At 58.7% G+C, this 18,539-nt stretch carries 13 protein-coding genes, 1 tRNA gene and 1 pseudogene; 6 read left to right on the plus strand and 9 right to left on the minus strand.

What is annotated here, in order from left to right; translation table 11 throughout:
• Positions 1-343 precede the first annotated feature (343 nt).
• Positions 344-811: pseudogene (locus tag BN874_RS01970) on the plus strand (IS3 family transposase); the annotation flags it as partial.
• Positions 812-828: 17 nt separating this feature from the next.
• Here BN874_RS01970 and BN874_RS01975 read toward each other — a convergent pair.
• The 3 genes from BN874_RS01975 to BN874_RS01980 are packed head-to-tail and all read right to left on the minus strand — an operon-like array spanning position 829 to position 2,269.
• Complete coding sequence (locus BN874_RS01975; protein WP_154724705.1) at positions 829-1,488, minus strand: RNA-guided endonuclease InsQ/TnpB family protein; 660 nt, start codon at positions 1,486-1,488, stop codon at positions 829-831.
• Positions 1,416-1,640: a helix-turn-helix domain-containing protein gene (locus BN874_RS26310; protein WP_230314302.1), complete on the minus strand. Its 225-nt coding sequence runs from the start codon at positions 1,638-1,640 to the stop codon at positions 1,416-1,418. The genes BN874_RS01975 and BN874_RS26310 overlap by 73 nt, the downstream gene beginning before the upstream one ends.
• 56 nt (positions 1,641-1,696) lie before the next feature.
• The gene (locus BN874_RS01980) at positions 1,697-2,269 is read right to left on the minus strand and encodes an IS607 family transposase (protein ID WP_034430533.1); all 573 of its coding nucleotides are present in this window, start codon (positions 2,267-2,269) and stop codon (positions 1,697-1,699) included.
• A 125-nt stretch (positions 2,270-2,394) separates the two neighbouring features.
• On the opposite strand from BN874_RS01980, the gene BN874_RS01985 reads away from it, so the two are divergent.
• Together BN874_RS01985 and BN874_RS01990 are read left to right on the plus strand one after the other, a co-directional pair.
• Positions 2,395-3,702, plus strand: a complete 1,308-nt coding sequence (locus BN874_RS01985) for a BtaA family protein (protein WP_320411440.1) — start codon at positions 2,395-2,397, stop codon at positions 3,700-3,702.
• Positions 3,699-4,325 carry a class I SAM-dependent methyltransferase gene (locus BN874_RS01990; RefSeq protein ID WP_034430534.1) on the plus strand — a complete coding sequence of 209 codons (627 nt, stop codon included), beginning with the start codon at positions 3,699-3,701 and terminating at the stop codon, positions 4,323-4,325. The genes BN874_RS01985 and BN874_RS01990 overlap by 4 nt, the downstream gene beginning before the upstream one ends.
• Before the next feature lie 38 nt (positions 4,326-4,363).
• On the opposite strand, the gene hypF is transcribed toward BN874_RS01990, so the two are convergent.
• Entirely contained in the window at positions 4,364-6,694 is a 2,331-nt protein-coding gene (gene hypF, locus BN874_RS01995; protein WP_034430535.1) for a carbamoyltransferase HypF, read from the minus strand.
• 285 nt (positions 6,695-6,979) lie between these two features.
• Here hypF and BN874_RS02000 point away from each other — a divergent pair, with 285 nt between their 5' ends.
• The 3 genes from BN874_RS02000 (at position 6,980) to BN874_RS02010 (ending at position 13,353) form a co-directional block, all read left to right on the plus strand.
• A complete protein-coding gene (locus BN874_RS02000; RefSeq protein WP_034430536.1) occupies positions 6,980-8,632 on the plus strand; it encodes an NAD(P)-binding protein in 1,653 nt (550 codons plus the stop codon).
• 58 nt (positions 8,633-8,690) lie between these two features.
• On the plus strand, positions 8,691-12,275 hold the full coding sequence (gene nifJ, locus BN874_RS02005; RefSeq protein WP_034430537.1) for a pyruvate:ferredoxin (flavodoxin) oxidoreductase: 3,585 nt from the start codon (positions 8,691-8,693) through the stop codon (positions 12,273-12,275).
• Positions 12,276-12,351: 76 nt separating this feature from the next.
• Entirely contained in the window at positions 12,352-13,353 is a 1,002-nt protein-coding gene (locus tag BN874_RS02010) for a dihydroorotate dehydrogenase-like protein (RefSeq protein ID WP_034430539.1), read from the plus strand.
• Between the two features lie 140 nt (positions 13,354-13,493).
• Here BN874_RS02010 and BN874_RS02015 read toward each other — a convergent pair whose 3' ends face one another.
• The 5 genes from BN874_RS02015 to BN874_RS02035 all read right to left on the minus strand — a co-directional run bounded on the left by BN874_RS02015 (position 13,494) and on the right by BN874_RS02035 (position 18,491).
• Positions 13,494-14,369, minus strand: coding sequence for an ATP-binding protein (locus BN874_RS02015; RefSeq protein WP_081756078.1), 876 nt, complete (start codon positions 14,367-14,369; stop codon positions 13,494-13,496).
• A gap of 7 nt (positions 14,370-14,376) precedes the next feature.
• Positions 14,377-16,482: a carboxy terminal-processing peptidase gene (locus BN874_RS02020; RefSeq protein ID WP_051497317.1), complete on the minus strand. Its 2,106-nt coding sequence runs from the start codon at positions 16,480-16,482 to the stop codon at positions 14,377-14,379.
• Positions 16,483-16,535: 53 nt separating this feature from the next.
• Complete coding sequence (locus BN874_RS02025; protein WP_034430541.1) at positions 16,536-17,384, minus strand: LabA-like NYN domain-containing protein; 849 nt, start codon at positions 17,382-17,384, stop codon at positions 16,536-16,538.
• Between the two features lie 152 nt (positions 17,385-17,536).
• Complete coding sequence (gene scpB, locus BN874_RS02030; protein WP_034430542.1) at positions 17,537-18,316, minus strand: methylmalonyl-CoA decarboxylase; 780 nt, start codon at positions 18,314-18,316, stop codon at positions 17,537-17,539.
• Positions 18,317-18,405: 89 nt separating this feature from the next.
• Positions 18,406-18,491 (minus strand) — tRNA-Leu (locus tag BN874_RS02035).
• Positions 18,492-18,539: the final 48 nt, after the last annotated feature.

Raw genomic sequence — 18,539 nt, forward strand, 5'->3', positions numbered from 1 at the left:
CGGCGAATCCCCCATTGTCGTTTCATGGCACCCTCCGCAGAAATGAACTTCTACCGAGGGATTCGTCTTGGGTGCCGCCGTGCGCTGGCGCCACACCTCATAACGGGACCACGTTAACTGGAGGCGGGCAACCCGGCTGACGCAGAATTTGTCATTTGTAATTAGACCATTGATACCACCTACATCCCAGCCCTTTCAAGGTGCTCAGTTGATGGTTGACGTAACCGTCTGATTCTCTGTTACCCGACTCGGCCTAACATCGGGTTTGGCTAAGAAGAGAGTTCGAGGTTAAATTCAACTTATTGATTTTCAATGTTGTATTTTTACACCTTGAAAGGGCTGCACCTACATCCCGATGCGCCAGGGCTTTGTCTATCTGAGCGCCGTCCTTGACTGGGCAACTCGTCGGGTTCTGGCTTGGCGCCTCTCGAACACTTTGACCGCCGATCCCTGCGTAGACGCCCTGGAAGAAGCCATCATGAAGTACGGCAGCCCGGAGATCATGAACACCGACCAGGGCAGCCCATTCACCCGTTCAGCCTTCATTGCTCTGCTTCAGGAGCACCGCATTCAGGTCAGCATGGATGGCAAGGGGTGCTGGCGGGACAACGTCTTTGTCGAACGGCTTTGGCGAACCGTCAAGTATGAGGAGGTCTATCTCAGAGCCTACGATTCAGTCTCCGAAGCCAAGGCGTGTCTGGGAAGGTATTTCAACTTCTATAACACGCAGCGACCGCATCAGTCGCTTGACGGGCAGACCCCCGATACGATGTACTTAAACCACGTACCGCAGGAAAGAATCGCGGCATGATCACCACAAGGCTCCACTTATCCTAGCCGATTTGCTGTCCAAACAGACGGGAGCGGCTCTGACAGCGGCATGGATTCGTGATAACCGCTGCACGCCGAGCACGTTTTGCTACTCGGAAACCAGCGATCCACCACCACCACCACGGTTCCGCCCGACCGCGCCGCCTTGTACTCCAGTTGCCGGCGAAACTCGTAGAAGCCGATGTCGCTGATCGCTCGCGACAGTTTATCGTTCGCCATCATCCCTTTGACGTTCAGGTCTTCGATGCCGATCAGACCGAAGCGCTGCGTCAACTCGGTAGTCGTTTTGTGCAAGAAGTCTTGTCGGACTTGGGCGATGCGGGCATGGAGTTTCGCCAGTCGGGCCGCCGATTTGCGCCGGTTGGCGCTGCCTTTTTGCGTGCGGGAATGCTGCCGGGAACGCCGTTTCATCCGCTGGAGATGCTTTTTCAGCGGCTTGGGACTGTCGATTTTCTCTCCGGTAGACAGGGTGAGGGCGGTACTGACGCCGAGATCAATCCCGACCGAGGCTTGGCTTTCGCACACCGGTTCAGGACGTTCCATTTCGACGGGGATGGCAATAAACCAGCGGTCGGCTTTGCGGCTCAAGGTGGCCGACAACGGCTTGCCGTCAAACCGCAATTCCTCACGCATCCGTACCCCGCCGATTTTGGGCAACCGAATCCGCTGACCGTCAAAGGCGAAGGTGCCAGCGGCTTGAGGGCGTTAAACTGCCGCCGCAACGCCGCTTCGTTGGGCTTTTCTCCGGCCTCAAACTGCCGTTGCCATTCCGCCAGCGCCCAGTTGTAGGCGAACCGGGATGCGCCCACACCCTGCCGAAACAGCGCCTCCTGAACGGCATTCGGAATCCGCTCAATCCGGTGCGTCAGGACGGTTCACACGCCATCGCCTCCAACGCCCGTTTCGCTCGGTGTTCCGCCGCCCGTCGCCCATACAACTGGGCGCACAACGAGGTCAACACCTCGGTCACCTCGCGCACCAGATCGTCCTGGACTTCGGCGGCATCAACGACGACCAGCGTTCGACCTTGCGCCGCCAGCGCCGCTTCAACGTATTCAAAACCAAACCGCATCAGCCGGTCGCGGTGTTCTACCACCACCGTCGTGACCTTCGGATCGTGCAACAACCGCATCAACCCGCGCCGGTGGCCGTTGAGACCCGAACCGATCTCTTTCACCACCTCAGTGACGCGCAAGCTCTTTTCGGCGGCGTAGACCGCCAGCCGCGCCACTTGCCGATCCAAATCGGCTTTCTGGTCGGCGCTGGACACCCGGGCATACAGGGCGACGCCGCCCTCGCTGGCCTCCACCGGCGGATGCACGATAATGGTTCCGGTCGGTAACTGTTCGGCAGGAATCGGAAGTTTGCCCGCCTTCCACATCTTCCAAGCCGTTTCGTACCGCAATCCTTGCGCTTTAGCCCATACGCTGAGTTTCATAGTAATATATTACTATGAAAAACATTAAATCACTATATTATTTTCAATAGCGGCTAACCCTGCCCGCAGCGCCGGATCGCCCGGCCCGTCTTGTGCGGCAAACGCTGTACTGGGAGTCGGTGACGTTGCCCGCCCGTAAAGGCGCACCGGGGATCACCAAACCTTCACCATTCTGCCATCTGACGGTCACCTGGCTCGCTGAACATCAAATGTTAGCAGGGCATTTCCCTTTGGAATTTCTACCTTCGGTTGACGACATGGTCAAGAAGCTCGGTACAAGGCTGGTGAACAGTGCGCATGATCTGGTGTTTAAGGCAGTCCATGAGCGCTGTCTGATTTATAACGTCTGCTGGGAAGATCCGCGCATTGACCGGCAAATTCTGCATCTGGACGGAGAGAGCCGGGTGGTGGTACTCACCAGCGCCGGCTGCAACACCCTGGATTACCTGCTCGATTCACCGGCGGAAATTCATGCAGTGGACGTAAATCCGCGTCAGAACGCGCTGCTGCATCTCAAGCTGGCCTTGATCGAACGCGGTGACTTCGATGATCTTTTCCGGCTGTTTGGTAACGGTTCGCACCAGGCGTTTCGTGGGATTTATCAAACGATCCGGTCGCGTTTACCCGCGTTTACCCAAGCGTTCTGGGATGAAAAAATCGCTTACTTTGATAGCACCAGCCACAAGAAATCATTTTATTACTATGGCACTTCTGGCGCGATTGCCTGGATTCTAAGCCGCTATCTGCTGAGCGCCAACCGTAATCTGCGTTCACGGTTGCTCGATTTGCTGGATGCCCGGACGCTGGCGGAACAGCGCGAGATTTATCAGCAGATCGAGCCGGTGCTGTGGGGTCACTTTACCTCGTGGCTAGTCAAGCAGCCGATGACCATGGCGATGCTGGGCGTGCCCCGTCCGCAAATTCGATTGATCAGCACCCAGTATCCAGGCGGAATGGTTGGCTACGTCAGTTCCAAGCTGCGTCATGTTTTGACCGAGGTGCTGATCCATGACAACTATTTCTGGCGGGTCTATCTGACCGGCTCCTACACCACGGACTGCTGTCCGAACTACCTCAAGCCGGAAAATTTTGCGCAACTGCATCACAACATCGGTCGCGCCTATACCCACAACGCCACCGTCAGTCACTTTCTCCGGGAGCATCCGGGTCAATACAGCCATTTCGTGCTGCTGGATCATCAGGACTGGCTGGCCTGGCATCAACCGGAAGCGCTACGCGAGGAATGGGAACTGATCCTTGCCAACAGCCGTCCGGGCAGCAAAATCATGCTGCGCTCGGCCAGCCCGGAGCTGAATTTCCTGCCGGAGATGGTGAAATCCGCCGTCCGCTTCTTCCCGGAACTGACTGGCGCTTTGCATGCGCAGGATCGGGTCGGCACCTACGGCAGTCTGCACTTGGCGGAAGTGTTATGACGGCGGGCGCTGCCGCAGCGGATCAGGCTCTGAAACGCTATTACCGGTTCCACGCCCGCATCTACGACGCCACCCGCTGGAGTTTTCTGTTCGGGCGCGCCCACCTGGTCGAACGGGTGGCCGCTCTGCACACGCCGAGGAACATCCTGGAAATCGGCTGCGGAACAGGCCGGAATTTGGCACGACTGGCGCAGCGATTTCCCGATACGCGCTTGATCGGACTGGATTTATCCGCCGATATGCTGGCCTGCGCGCGTCGTTACCTGGAACCGCTTGGCGACCGCATCACATTATTGCATCAAGCCTACGCCCGACCGCTGGACCCAGCGCCTCGTTTTGATCTGATCGTCGTTTCATATTGCCTAAGCATGATCAATCCGGGCTATGCAGAGGTGATCGCCAGCATTCGGCAGGATCTACAAGCGCACGGCTTGATTGCAGTGGTGGACTTCCACAATTCTGACTGGTCGGCATTCCGGCGCTGGATGGGCGTTAATCATGTGCGGATGGAAGGCCAATTACTGCCGGAGCTGCGCACCCGGTTCCGACCGCTGGATAGCACGATCAGCCAGGTGTATGGCGGCATTTGGCGTTATTTTCATTTCATCGGTACGCCCGTCTGATCGGTGCAACCCCTCAGATGTGCTGCGAACTGCTCTGATCAAACACCGTGCCGCAGCGCGATCCACGCCTGACCCAGACTCAAACCGCCATCGTTCGGCGGCGCCTGGCGGGCTTCATAAACCGTCAGCCCATTCTGTTCCAGCCGCTCTCGCAACTGAACGCTCAACAGGCGGTTGAGAAAACAGCCGCCACCTAATGCAACATCAGTCACTTGTTCCCGCAAAGCCGCTTGCGTCACCCAATCGGCCAGCGCCAGCGCCAGCGTGGCATGAAACAGCGCCGCGCCGTGTTGAGGATCCGCCGGGTTATCCGCCAGCCACGCCAGCAATGGCAACAGATCAAGATGGCCTTCCGTAGTCAGCCGATAACCTTCGGCCAGCGGTTCAACCGGGCCATAGGTCGCAGCGAGTGCTTCCAGTTCCATCGCCGCCTGACCTTCATAATCACTGGTTTGGCGCAGGCCAAGCAACGCAGCGGCGGCGTCAAACACCCGTCCGGCGCTGCTGGTCAACGGACAGTGGGAACCGCGCTCCAGCAAACCGCGAACGGCTTCTGCCAGCGAGCCGGGAAAGCGACGCGGGATCTCAGAGCCGCGACCGAGCGTATGCAACGCGGCAGCGGCCATTCGCCACGGTTCGCGGGCGGCGCGATCCCCGCCGGGCAGCGGCAACAGCAGCAGATGACCCAAGCGGCGATACGCGGGGCCATCCACCCACAGCAGTTCTCCGCCCCAGTTGCCGCCGTCCTCGCCCAATCCCACTCCGTCCAGCGCCAGCCCCAGCAGCGGTCGTTGTAACCGGTGTTCAGCCGCAATCGCCGCAATATGGGCGTGATGGTGTTGAACCGGAATCAGCGGCAGGCTACCTTCGGCGGCAAACATGGCGGCAAAGCGGCTGCTATAAAAATCCGGGTGCAGGTCGCACGCCACCCGTTCCGGGACGATCCGCAACGTATCCAGCAGCCGTTCCGCCATTTCGTCCAGAGCGCGGCACACGGCGGCGTTGTCGAGATCGCCAATGTGCGGCGACAGATAAGCCTGTGCATCGCGGGTCAGGCAGATCGTATTCTTCAACCAGCCGCCGCACGCCAGCACCGAAGGACCCGCAGCGGGCAAATTGATCCGGCGTGGCGCGTAACCGCGAGCGCGACGGATAAACGCTGGGGCTTGCCCGTGCCAATACAACACGCTGTCATCGCAGCGGGCGACGATGGGCCGGTTGTGGGTGAGAAAAGCGTCAGCGATACCGGCCAAGCGCTCAATCGCTTCATCATCATCAATCACCAGTGGTTCACCACCAGGATTGGCGCTGGTCATCACCAACAGCAACGGCCAAGGCTGTTGCAGCCAGCCGCAACCCTCCGGTCGGCCAGCGGCCTGGTGAAACAATAGATAATGCAAGGGTGTATACGGCAGCATCGCGCCGATCCGATTGACGCCGGGCGCAATGCCCGCCAATTCCGCCGCTGCGCCGGGCTGTTTATCCACCAGCACAATGGGCCGCTCTGGCATTTCCAGTAATTCCCGCTCGTTGGCGCTGGATTCGATCCACGGGGCTAACGACGCGAGATTGGTCGCCATCACTGCAAACGGCTTGGCTTCGCGCTGCTTACGCTGGCGCAACCGAGCCACGGCAGCAGCATTGTGCGCATCACAGGCCAGATGAAACCCGCCCAAGCCTTTGATCGCCACGATTGCACCGTTTTGCACCTGTTCCAGTGTCGCAGTGATCACGTCGCTCACAGCCAACTGATGGCCTTGGGCATCGCGCAAGCTCAGATGCGGCCCGCAGACTGGACAAGCTACTGGTTGGGCGTGAAAGCGACGATCAGCGGGATCGTGGTATTCGCGAGCGCAGTCCGGGCACAGCGGAAAACCGGCCATGCTGGTGTTGGGCCGGTCGTAGGGAATGGCGCGGGTAATGGTGTAGCGCGGACCGCAATGGGTGCAGTTGATGAAGGCGTAGCGATAGCGGCGGTCAGCGGGATCAAATAATTCAGCCAGGCAATCGTTACAAACGGCGGTGTCAGGCGCGATCTCGGCGCGGGCGGGTCCGGCGCGGCTGGCGTGGATGACGAAACTTATTTCATCAGCGCAGACTGGCGCGGTGGCAGTTTGCAGCGCGTCAATCCGCGCCAGCGGCGGCGGTTGGCGCAGTGCGGTTAAAAACGATTGCAAATCGCTGGTTGCGCCTTGCGCTTCAATGGCAACGCCACTGGCGTCATTGCGTACCCAGCCAGACAACTTCCATTCCGCCGCCAGTCGATAAACGAAAGGCCGGAAACCGACGCCCTGTACCTGGCCGCGAATCTGAATCGCCAGTCGCTGCGTCGATTCGCTGGCGGCGGTGCATGAAATCGAATCGGTCATCGAAATTTTCTCTCCGCAGGGGGAACGCAACGGCGCACCGCACTCCAAGCGTAGGCGACTGCGAGCCATACCCATTGCGCAACTTCACATCCCACTAAAATGTTCTACCCTTAGCAGGGCGAGACGACCGGCTCCGTACCCATCCACGGATATTGCACCCACTCCTGGATATTCTTCAGAACAACGACTAGCCGGCGGTGCTGGTTGTAACCACCAGACTCTTTTCGTCCCCGGGGACGCAGAGTCGCTCCTTAACACCCAATGATTTGCGAAGAGAAGCACACGATGACTGACAAGCCCATCAATATGACGCGCCCGCTGGACCTGGCGCATGAAAAACACAATGTCGGCCCGCAGCGTATCCAACGACCGATTTATGCAGATCTGCTGCCCACCTGCAACAATGCTTGTCCGGCAGGCGAAAACATTCAGGCCTGGCTGACCCACGCCCAAGCAGGCCGTTTCAAAGAGGCTTGGCAAGCCCTGACCCATGACAACCCGATGCCGGGCATCCATGGACGGGTGTGCTACCACCCCTGCGAAAGCGCCTGTAACCGGGGTAAGCTGGATTCGTCGGTCAGTATTCATGCAGTCGAGCGGTTCCTGGGCGATTTGGCCTTGCAGGAAAATTGGCAGTTCACCATCACGGCTCCGCCCAGCGGCAAGCGGATCTTGGTGGTTGGAGCCGGTCCCAGCGGCTTGTCCGCCGCCTATCACCTGGCGCGGATGGGCCACAGCGTCGAAATCCACGAAGCCGGTCCCATGGCCGGCGGCATGATGCACTTCGGCATCCCGTCCTACCGCCTGCCGCGTGACGTGCTGGACGCCGAGATCAAGCGCATCGAAAACATGGGCGTCAAAATGGTTCTCAATCATCGGGTGGACGATCTGCTGGCGGAGAAGCAGGCCGGCAATTTCGATGCGATGTTCATTGCGGTCGGCGCGCATATCAGCAAACGCACTGAAATTCCATCCCGCGATGCGGGCAAGATGCTGGACGCCATCAGCTTCCTCAAGGATGTGGAAACCGGCAACGCGCCGAAACTGGGTCGCCGGGTTGCGATCTATGGCGGCGGCAATACCGCAATGGACGCGGCGCGAGTCGCCAAGCGCCTCGGCTACGAACCGCTGATCATCTATCGCCGCGACCGCGCTCACATGCCGGCCCACGACTTCGAGGCCACCGAGGCGCTCGAAGAAGATGTCAAGATTCACTGGCTGCGCACCATCAAGAGCATTGATGAAACCACTTTCACGGTTGAGATCATGGAGGTGGACGCCAAGGGTCGGCCGCAACCGACCGGCCAGTTCGAGACGCTCGAAGCCGACGCGCTGATCATGGCCTTGGGTCAGGATGTGGACACCAGCTTCATGCGCCAGGTGCCGGGCGTGGAATTCAAGGACGATGGTGTCGTAACGGTCGATGAGCGACTGATGACCGGCTATCCGGGCCTGTTCGCCGGCGGCGACATGGTGCCCTCCGACCGCACCGTCACCATTGGCGTCGGTCATGGCAAAAAAGCCGCTCGTCACATTGATGCCTGGCTGCGTGGTGACGCCTATGTCAAACCACCCAAGCACACCCTGGCGACTTTCGACAAATTGCATGTCTGGTACTACACCGATGCCGCCCAGCGTCCGCAAGGCCATCTGGACCTCAAAGGCCGCAAAGGCAGTTTCGAGGAAGTCGTCGCCGGCCTGAGCCAGAAAGAGGCACTGTACGAGGCTAAGCGCTGCCTGTCCTGCGGCAACTGCTACGAGTGTGACGGCTGTTATGGCGCATGTCCCGAAGACGCCATCATCAAGCTGGGGCCGGGCAAGCGTTACCGCTATGACTACGATCTCTGCACCGGCTGCGCGGTCTGTTTCGAGCAGTGTCCCTGCCACGCTATCGAGCTGATTCCCGAACCGGCGGAAACGTCGGAACAAGCGGGTTAACGGCCAGAATTCCACCGCCCGCTGTCTGCGACGGGCCACGAGTTAAAGAGAAGCACAAATGACTGAACGGCAAGTAACTACCATTGACGGCAATGAGGCGGCGGCTTACGTCGCCTATCGCGTCAGCGAAGTGTGCGCCATTTATCCGATCACCCCCTCCTCAACCATGGGCGAGCTGGCGGATCAATGGTCTTCCGAAGGGATTAAGAACATCTGGGGCAGTGTGCCCCTGGTCATGGAAATGCAGAGCGAGGCGGGCGCAGCGGGAACCGCGCACGGCGCGTTGCAGACCGGCGCGTTGACCACGACCTTTACCGCATCGCAGGGGCTCATGCTGATGATCCCCAACATGTACAAGATCGCCGGCGAACTGACTTCGGCGGTGTTCCATGTCGCGGCCCGCTCGCTGGCGACCCAAGGCTTGTCGATCTTCGGCGATCATCAGGATGTGATGGCGGTGCGCCCGACGGGCTTCTGCCTGCTGGCCTCCAACTCGGTGCAGGAAGCCCACGATATGGCGCTGATCGCCCACGCCGCGACCCTGGAAGCGCGGGTGCCGTTCATCCATTTCTTCGATGGCTTCCGCACCTCGCACGAGGTCAACAAGCTGACTTTGCTGACGGATGACGATATCCGGGCGATGATTCGCGACGATCTGGTGCTGGCGCATCGCGGTCGGGGGCTAAATCCGGATCGGCCATTCATTCGCGGCACCGCGCAGAATCCCGATACCTATTTCCAGAGCCGCGAGGCGTGCAACCCGTACTACCTCAAGGTGCCAGGCATCGTTCAAGCGACGATGGACAAATTCGCCGAACTGACCGGCCGCAGCTATCACCTGTTCGACTACTTCGGCGATCCGAACGCCGAACGGGTCGTGATCCTGATGGGGTCGGGCGCGGAGACGGCTTGTGAAACTGCGGCTTATCTCAACCAGAGCGGCGAGAAAGTCGGCGTATTGCAGGTCCGGTTGTTCCTGCCGCTGTCCGCCAGCGCCTTCCTGGCGGCGCTGCCAGCCAGCGTTAAATCCATTGCGGTCCTCGACCGCACCAAGGAGCCGGGTTCCACCGGCGAGCCGATGTATCTGGATGTAGTCAGCACTCTGGTGGAAGCGCACGGCGCGGGTACGCTGCCGATGGCGACTATGCCGCGAGTGATCGGCGGCCGTTACGGGCTGTCGTCCAAGGAATTTACCCCGGCGATGGTCAAATCGGTGTTCGATGAACTGAGCAAGGCCAAGCCCAAGAATCATTTCACCGTCGGCATCAATGACGATGTGACCCACACCAGCCTGGAAGTGGATTCCAGCTTTGTGATTGAGTCCGATAAAGTGGTGCGGGCGATGTTCTTCGGGCTGGGTGCGGATGGCACCGTCGGCGCGAACAAGAACTCGATCAAGATCATCGGCGATGATCCGGAATTCTACGCCCAAGGTTACTTCGTTTACGACTCGAAGAAATCCGGCTCGCAGACCGTCTCCCATTTGCGCTTCGGGCCAGACCCGATCCGGGCGCCCTATCTGGTGCAATCGGCTAACTTTATTGGCTGCCACCAGTTCAGCTTCCTCGACCGGGGCGATGTACTCAAGAACGCCGCGCCCGGCGCAGTGCTGCTGCTGAACACCAGTCCACGGGAACCGGAGGAAGCCTGGGATCGGCTGCCGCGTCCGGTGCAAGCGGAGATCATCGCCAAGAAGCTCAAGGTTCATGCGATCAATGCCGAAAAAGTCGCCCGCGACAACGGCATGGGCACCCGCATCAACACCATCATGCAGACCTGCTTCTTCGCTATTTCCGGGGTGCTGCCACGGGATAAGGCGATTGACAAGATCAAGTACTCGATCAAAAAGAGCTATATGCGCAAGGGCGAGGAGGTCGTGCGCAAGAACTTCGAGGCGGTAGACAACACCCTGGCTAATCTGCGCGAGATCGTGGTGCCCACTCAGGTGACCAGCCTGCGGGAACTGCCCGCTGTGGTGCCTGCCAACGCGCCGGACTTCGTGCAACGGGTCACGGCGATGATGATGGCCGGACGCGGCGACGAACTGCCGGTCAGCGCCCTGCCGGTGGATGGCACCTATCCCAGCGCCACCACCCAATGGGAAAAGCGCAACATCTCCAGCTATGTGCCGAGCTGGGAGCCGGACATCTGCATTCAGTGCGGTAATTGCAGCATGGTTTGTCCGCACGGGGTGATTCGCTCCAAGTTTTATAACGAAGCCAAGCTGGATAACGCGCCCGCTGCGTTCAAGACCGCGCCGATTGACGCCCGGGGCTTCCCGGAAATCCGCTACACCTTGCAAGTCTATCTGGAAGATTGCACCGGCTGCGGTCTGTGTGTCGAAGTCTGCCCGGCCAAGAGCAAGGAAAAAGTCGGCCACAAGGCGATCAACATGGCGGCCAAGGAACCGGTGCTGGAAAACGAGAAGGCCAATATCCGCTTCTTCGAGACCCTGCCGGAAGTGGATCGCGGGCGAGTAGATTTCTCGACAGTGCGCGGGGTGCAATTCCTGCCGCCGCTGTTCGAGTTCTCAGGCGCATGTGCCGGTTGCGGCGAGACCCCCTACGTCAAGATGCTGTCGCAACTGTTCGGCGACCGGCTGCTGGTGGCGAATGCGACCGGCTGCTCGTCGATCTACGGCGGCAATCTGCCGACGACCCCGTGGTCAGTCAACAACGAAGGACGCGGCCCGGCCTGGGCCAACTCGCTGTTCGAGGACAACGCCGAGTTTGGGTTGGGCTTCCGTCTGGCCGCCGATAAGCATCTGGCTTTTGCCTATGAACTGTTGCAGGGATTGGCGGGGCAAATCGGCGCGGAACTGGTGGACGCTCTGATCAGCGCGGAACAAGTCACCGAGACCGATATTCGTCAGCAACGCGGTCGTCTGGCCGAACTGAAACAGCGGTTGCAGGGGATCAAAGATCCCCGCGCCGCGCATCTGCTGGCGATTTGTGATCAACTGGTCCGGCGCAGCATCTGGATCATGGGTGGCGACGGCTGGGCCTATGACATTGGCTCTGGCGGCGTGGATCATGTGCTGTCCAGCGGTCGCGATGTCAACGTGCTGGTGCTGGATACCGAGGTGTATTCCAACACCGGCGGCCAGATGTCGAAATCTACCCCGATGGGCGCAGTCGCCAAGTTTGCCGCCGCTGGCAAGCAGGTGGGCAAGAAGGACATCGCCCTGCAAGCCATTTCCTATGGCAACGTCTATGTGGCACGGATCGCGATGGGCGCCAATCCGCAACAGGCGTTGCTGGCGTTCCGCGAAGCCGAGGCGTATCCGGGACCATCGCTGATTCTGGCTTATAGCCACTGTATTGCCCATGGCATCAACATGCAGCGCGGTCTGGATCAGCAACATCTGGCGGTGGAATGCGGTCACTGGCCGCTGGTTCGTTACAACCCGGCGGTGCGCGATTCCAACGAGAATCCGTTCATTCTCGATTCGGGACGACCCAAGATTCCGCTGCGGCAGTACGCCTATAACGAGGTGCGCTACAAGGTGTTGACTCACACCAATCCCAAGGAAGCGGAATACCTCATGGACATGGCCCAGCAAGCGATCAATCGGCGCTGGTCGGTGTACGAGGACATGGCGGCCCGTAGCGGCGCGACTTTCCAGCCGAAGTACAAACAATAAGCGGGTCTGGCGGCCCGGCACTGATCCAGTTCCGGGCCGCCCGCCATTGACATCCGGTACCCAAAAGGAAGCACCAATGGATTTAACAACCACTTACATGGGGATGAAGCTCAAGCATCCCATTATTGCTTCATCATCGCCGCTGTCGGGGAGCGTCGCCAGCATCAAGCGGCTGGAGGACGCGGGCGCAGCGGCAGTCGTTATGTTCTCGCTGTTCGAGGAACAGTTGAAGCATGAGAGCGCGGCGCTGGAACATCTGATGACGGCGGGCACCGAGAGTTTCGCCGAGTCGCTCAGCTACTTTCCAGAAGTGGACGACTACACGGTCGGCCCGGACAGCTATCTGGAATTGCTGAGGCAAGCCTCCGCAGCGGTGGACATCCCGATCATCGGCAGCCTGAACGGTATCACCAACACCGGCTGGATCGAATACGCCCAGTTGATGCAGCAGGCCGGGGCGAAAGGAGTTGAACTCAACATCTATTACATCCCTGCCGATCTGACCACCGCGGGTCGTGAAGTCGAGCAGCGTTATGTCGACATCGTCAAGGCAGTGAAGGCGGCGGTGACGGTGCCGGTGGCGGTCAAACTCAGTCCATTCTTCAGCGCCATCGGCTCGATGGCCAAGGCGCTGGACGATGCCGGGGCCGATGGCTTAGTGCTGTTCAATCGCTTCTATCAGCCCGATTTCGATCTGGATAAGCTGGAAGTCGCGCCCAACCTGCAACTGAGTACGCCAGACGAAATCCGCTTGCCGCTGTTGTGGCTGGCAGTGCTGTATGGACGACTGCGGGCCTCGCTGGGCGCGACTCGCGGCGTCCATACTCCGATTGAAGTGGTGAAGTATGTAATGGCGGGCGCCGATGCGGTGATGACCACTTCGGCGTTGCTCAAGAACGGGATTGACTATCTCACCATCTTGCGCGATGGCCTGAAAACCTGGATGGAGGTGCATGGCTACGATTCAGTGACGCAGATGAAAGGTTCGATGAGTCAGCGTAATGTCGCCGATCCGACCGCATTCGAGCGCGCCAACTACATCAAGACGCTGGAAAGCTACAAGGGTGACTATGCCTGATTGACCTTCGCTCTTTCGCTTGGAGGTCTTATGGGGATCGCGGAAGCGGTCCCCTTTTTTGCGACGTGCTTGAAGAATTGAATGGGCTTGGGCAAGCAATCCAGTCTGTGCAACCGAATAAGAACCGAGGGCTCGCGACGCTATAGAGTATACCGACCGACCCAATCGCGGGCGAACTGCCAAGCCACCCGCCCGCTGCGCGCCCCGCGTTGCAAGGCCCAGCGTAATGCCTCTTCCCGCGTCACTGCGTCCATGCCGTTCGGCCAGCCCAATTGATCCAGCCAGTGAGTGACGATGCTTAGATAGTCATCCTGACTGAACGGATGAAACGACAGCCACAGGCCGAACCGTTCCGACAGCGAAATTTTTTCTTCCACGGCCTCGCCGTGATGCAGTTCACCCTCAACGATCCGGGCATCCTGATTTTCCCGCTGGTATTCGGGCAACAGATGGCGGCGGTTGGAAGTGGCGCACAACAGCACATTATCAGGGGCGGCGCTGATCGAACCATCCAGCATGGCTTTGAGCGCTTTGTAGCTGGCGTCGTCCGCTTCGAACGAGAGATCATCGCAGTAAAGCAGGAACCGCTCCGGGCGGTCGTAAAGCGGATCGACAATATCCGGCAGATCGATCAGATCGCGCTTATCCACTTCGATCAGCCGCAGACCACCGTCGGCATATTCATTGAACAGCGCCTTAATCAACGAGGATTTACCAGTGCCGCGCGCCCCCCAGAGCAGCGCATTGTTACAGGGGCGGCCGGCCAAGAATTGGCGCAGGTTCAAATCCAGCGCCATTTTTTGGTGGTCAATTCGTTGCAGATCGGCCAACCGTAGCCGGTGGGGATGCTTTACAGGCTGCAGATAACCGCGCTGACCCCATCGTTTCCAGCGAAAGGCTCGATATCGTTCCCAATCCGGTTCGGCTGGCGCCGCCGGCAACAGCGTTTCCAGTCGCTCAAGCGCGCCGACCAGCCGTTCAACCAGCACTGGATCGAAAGTCAGTGTGGCGGGCATCACGGTGCTAATGGTTCATCACCACTGCGCTGCCAGAACTACCCAATAAGATAAGGTCGGCGACGATGCGGGCGCTTTCCACCAATGCCGCGTCTGGAATCGCACTGTCTTTACCTTCCGGCACCTCATCGCTAACCTTGAGCGGCGGCAAATCCTTAAGGGCGCGATAGCGATTCTCACGATCCCGCCGCCAGGTTTCGATGCGCTCTCGTTCGGCGCGGCGCTGGCTCTCCAGGAGCGAAACCGTAGTTTTTTCCCGCTGCTCCTTGGTGAAAGCCAAATCGCGCAGGAACGCCTGGTAATCCGGATCGCTGGCGATGCGCCCCTGATGTCGCCGCGCCAATTCTGGCGCTAACGTCATCAGCCGCTGATCGCTGCGATAACGGGTAGCGGCGATTTCATCCCACGGCAACGCATTCTTTTGGGCGCTCTCGCCGACTTCCTCGCTGTCCACGATCGAAGGAATGGCGATATCGGGTCGAACTCCACGATGCTGAGTGCTGCTGCCATTGATCCGGTAGAACTTGGCAATGGTCAGTTTCAACTGGCCTTGTGATTCCTTAGCTTTGGTGAAGCGGTTCAAATCCACCAGGGTTTGCACCGTGCCCTTGCCAAAGGTTGGATCGCCGATCACGATGCCGCGGCCGTAATCCTGAATCGCGCCTGCGAAAATTTCCGAGGCCGAGGCGCTGGCGTGATCCACCAGCACCGCCAGCGGCCCGTCGTAGACTTGACCGGGTTCGCTGTCCTTCTCAACCTCCACATTGCCGCCCGCATTTCTGACCTGCACCACCGGGCCGTCCCCAACAAATAGGCCAGTCAAATCCACCGCTTCCTGCAGGGAGCCACCCCCATTCTCGCGCAAATCCAGCACCAGCCCGTCTACCTTGCCGCGCAGTTCATCCAGCAACCGGCGGACATCGCGGGTGGTGCTGCGATAGTTGGGATCGCCACGGCGGGCCGCGTCAAAATCGCTATAGAATGCCGGGATGGTGATCGTGCCGATCCGCAGATCACGTCCGTCGGCGCTGCGGATCGTTTTAATCTCGCTCTTGGTGGCCTGTTTTTCCAGCTTGATGGTGTCACGGACGATCCGCACGGTTTTTTCCGCTGCCGCCACCCCCGCCTTGCCGGGTTGCACCTTCAACCGCACCACCGTACCACGTTGACCACGAATGCGGTCTACCACATCGTCCAGCCGCCAGCCGACCACATCCAGCCAAGCGCCATCATCGCCTTGCGCTACCGCTACAATCCGATCCCCAGCCTTAATCTGTTGGCTGAGATCAGCCGGACCGCCAGTGACCAGTTCAACCACCGTCACCAGTTCCTCATCCATCCGCAGTACGCAGCCAATGCCTTCCAGCGACAGCCGCATCTGGATGTTGAAGTTTTCAGTGTTGCGTGGAGAAAAATAAGCGGTGTGCGGATCAAAGGCTTGAGCGACTGCGTTCATATACAACTGAAACACGTCATCACTGGTGGATTGCTGGGCCTGCCGTAGCCGATTGTCATACCGCTTGACCAGCAACTCGCGGGCGGCAGATCGATCTTTGCCGGACAGCATCAGCGTTAACATCTCGTGCTTCAGCCGTTTGCGCCAAAATTCATCCAGTTCCGCCATGTTTTTAGCCCAGGGCGCGTTCTTGCGGTCTACCTCTAGCGACTCGTCCGCATCGAAACGGAACTCTTGCTGGAGCAGGGTCTGAATCCGGGTAGTCCGTTCCGCCAATCGGCGCAGGTAAACATTGAAAATAGCATAGGCTGGCTGCAAATCGCCGCTTTTTAGGGCATCGTCCAAGGTGCTGCGATACTTCTCGAAGCCGTTGATATCGCTGGACAAAAAATAGGCACGGCTGAAATCGAGATCATCGAGATAGGCAGTCAAAACCAGTGCAGACAGCCGATCATCCAGCTTGCTCTGCCGGTAATGGTGCCGAGACAATAATTCAGCAATCGTCTGATCCAGCGAGGCTTGCCGGGCCGTCGGCGCTAAAGTCCTGATGGCGGCATCCGCGACCGGTTCGTCCGGTTTGGCGAATGCTTCCGTCACGCTCAGCATCAAAATCAGGGGTAATAACAGCAGGGATTTCAGGATTCGGACGTTATGCATGATGCTTCTCGACAGGAACGAGCCCCGACGCGCCACCCCTCCTGAACTATCCTTCAGGATGATGGAGTGGGATGAACCAGGGCGATATCAGTGGCGACCGGTTGTTTGCCGTTCGGCTCGGCCAGGGTGAATTCAAAGATATGGTTGCGGGACGGCAGTTTCATTACGTTGAAGCCCTCCGGCAGACTGGAATCGTGGAAGAACGCCGTCCGGTACGGGGAGTCGGAATCACGGGAGTCGGTCTTCCACAGATAGGGCGATAGCTTGACCAAAAAACGCATGAAGCCGAAGCTTTTATTATCATCGTGGTGATAGCAGTATCCCCGTACCCGCGATCCCATGGCACCCCACAACGGCGCGAAATAATCATCGCCCCGGGTCGGCAGCAAACCCGGCACTAAATAGCCGGATACGAACATGTCTGATTCCCGGCGCAGTTCCTCTGACACATTATCGAACGCCAGAGTTTCCACGCGGCAGCCTTTGTTTTGCAAAGCGCGCACTACCTGTACGAAATCGCCGTCGCCGGTTGCTAGTAGCACCCGGTCCAGATTTTCCGATTGCAGCAGCACATCCACCGCCATATCAAGATCGGCGTTAGCCTTGCCATAGCGATTACCGGCTTCATCCTGAAACCATTTGACCCGTTTTTCGATGACCTTGTAGCCGAGTTCGCGCAGGGCGGACTGATAGGCGCGAGCCTTGTCACGATAGACCGTGTTGGTTTCAGCGCGTTCCTCGTCATAGGAAAGGTAGACATTCAGTCGCAAGGGTTCGGCGTGATCTCGGCAGGCGAACTCGCGCAGCACGTCATACTGCATACGCTGGCCACCATTGCGCGATATATTGGAGGCATCCACATAAACACCAACCTTGGCATGGGATTTGATTTCGGTCGTCATAGTATCTAGGTCTGATAACTCGTTTAATGAATTGACACTTAAGTTATACATTTTTCCAGAACGGGAACAGCGTGGGTATTATTACAGAAAGGCGACTAATTCGCCGTACTTTTAGGATCGGCGCGGGTGGACCGATCAGTCGAGCGGAGGTGTCATGTACCGGAAAACTGGGGCTTGCGCTTACTCCGAAAGGCGTTTAGTCCTTCCTGGTAGTCATGACTATCGTACACGATGCGGCGAAGTCCCTGAATCCGTTCAAACAGTTCGGGGGTAATGGCGTGCGCACTAGCCAGTAGTCGCAATTCTTCCTTCATCACCGCGATGCTCAGAGGCGAGTTAGCGCTGATATGCGTTGCCAGACCATGAACGAAGGCTTCGATCTCCTCCTTCGGTTTGATGTAGTTAATCATGCCAAGGTTCAAAGCCTGCGATGTAGGGATGGGCTGGGCGGTGAATAGCATCTCCTTCGCCACTGGCAGCGGGATCATATTCATTAAGGTCAGTACGCCACCGAGGTTATAGGGAACGCCCAGTTTGGCCGGGGTGATAGCGAAGGTCGCATCGGGCGTGGTGACCAGAATATCGCAGGCCATGGCTACTTCGCAGCCGCCACCCCAGACTCCGCCCTCAATCAGGGCGATGATGGGTGCGGGAAACTCCTGAATGGCGCGCACTAGAACACGCAGCGGATCGCTCCAGCCCAGCGGGTCGCGACCACGGTCAGGCAGTTCGCTGACATCGTGGCCGGCAGACCAGACCTTGACCCCAGCGGCGGCGCGCAACACCACGGCGCGGATATTCCGCGCCTGAAAATCCTCCAGTGCGGCAGTGATTTCACCGATCAACGCTTCGCTCAAGGCGTTGCGCTTTTCTGGATGATTCAGCACGATGACCCCGATGGCGTCTTTCGTTTCAGCCAGCACCAGCGACATGGAGGTTTCCTTGCGTCAAAATATCGGAGTAAAAATGAGGAATAAGGCCGAAAATCAACCTGAAATGCAGGACAACAAACTGATTCTATTGGTGCCGGGAGAGAGACTCGAACTCTCACGACCTTGCGGCCGGTGGATTTTGAGTCCACTGCGTCTACCGTTCCGCCATCCCGGCGCGGGATTAATTGTGATTATTAAGCATTTTCCACTACCGGGCAAGGCC

The sequence above is a fragment of the Candidatus Contendobacter odensis Run_B_J11 genome (assembly GCF_000531125.1).
Classification (GTDB): domain Bacteria; phylum Pseudomonadota; class Gammaproteobacteria; order Competibacterales; family Competibacteraceae; genus Contendibacter; species Contendibacter odensensis.

What these genes read in the sequence shown, in the direction of transcription:
- hypF (WP_034430535.1), bottom strand. Translation starts at nt 6,694, where the DNA reads ATGACCGATTCGATTTCATGCACCGCCGCCAGCGAATCGACGCAGCGA.
- BN874_RS01990 (WP_034430534.1), top strand. Translation starts at nt 3,699, where the DNA reads ATGACGGCGGGCGCTGCCGCAGCGGATCAGGCTCTGAAACGCTATTAC.
- BN874_RS02010 (WP_034430539.1), top strand. Translation starts at nt 12,352, where the DNA reads ATGGATTTAACAACCACTTACATGGGGATGAAGCTCAAGCATCCCATT.
- BN874_RS01980 (WP_034430533.1), bottom strand. Translation starts at nt 2,269, where the DNA reads ATGAAACTCAGCGTATGGGCTAAAGCGCAAGGATTGCGGTACGAAACG.
- BN874_RS02015 (WP_081756078.1), bottom strand. Translation starts at nt 14,369, where the DNA reads ATGCCCGCCACACTGACTTTCGATCCAGTGCTGGTTGAACGGCTGGTC.
- BN874_RS02020 (WP_051497317.1), bottom strand. Translation starts at nt 16,482, where the DNA reads ATGCATAACGTCCGAATCCTGAAATCCCTGCTGTTATTACCCCTGATT.
- BN874_RS02025 (WP_034430541.1), bottom strand. Translation starts at nt 17,384, where the DNA reads ATGACGACCGAAATCAAATCCCATGCCAAGGTTGGTGTTTATGTGGAT.
- scpB (WP_034430542.1), bottom strand. Translation starts at nt 18,316, where the DNA reads ATGTCGCTGGTGCTGGCTGAAACGAAAGACGCCATCGGGGTCATCGTG.
- BN874_RS02000 (WP_034430536.1), top strand. Translation starts at nt 6,980, where the DNA reads ATGACTGACAAGCCCATCAATATGACGCGCCCGCTGGACCTGGCGCAT.
- nifJ (WP_034430537.1), top strand. Translation starts at nt 8,691, where the DNA reads ATGACTGAACGGCAAGTAACTACCATTGACGGCAATGAGGCGGCGGCT.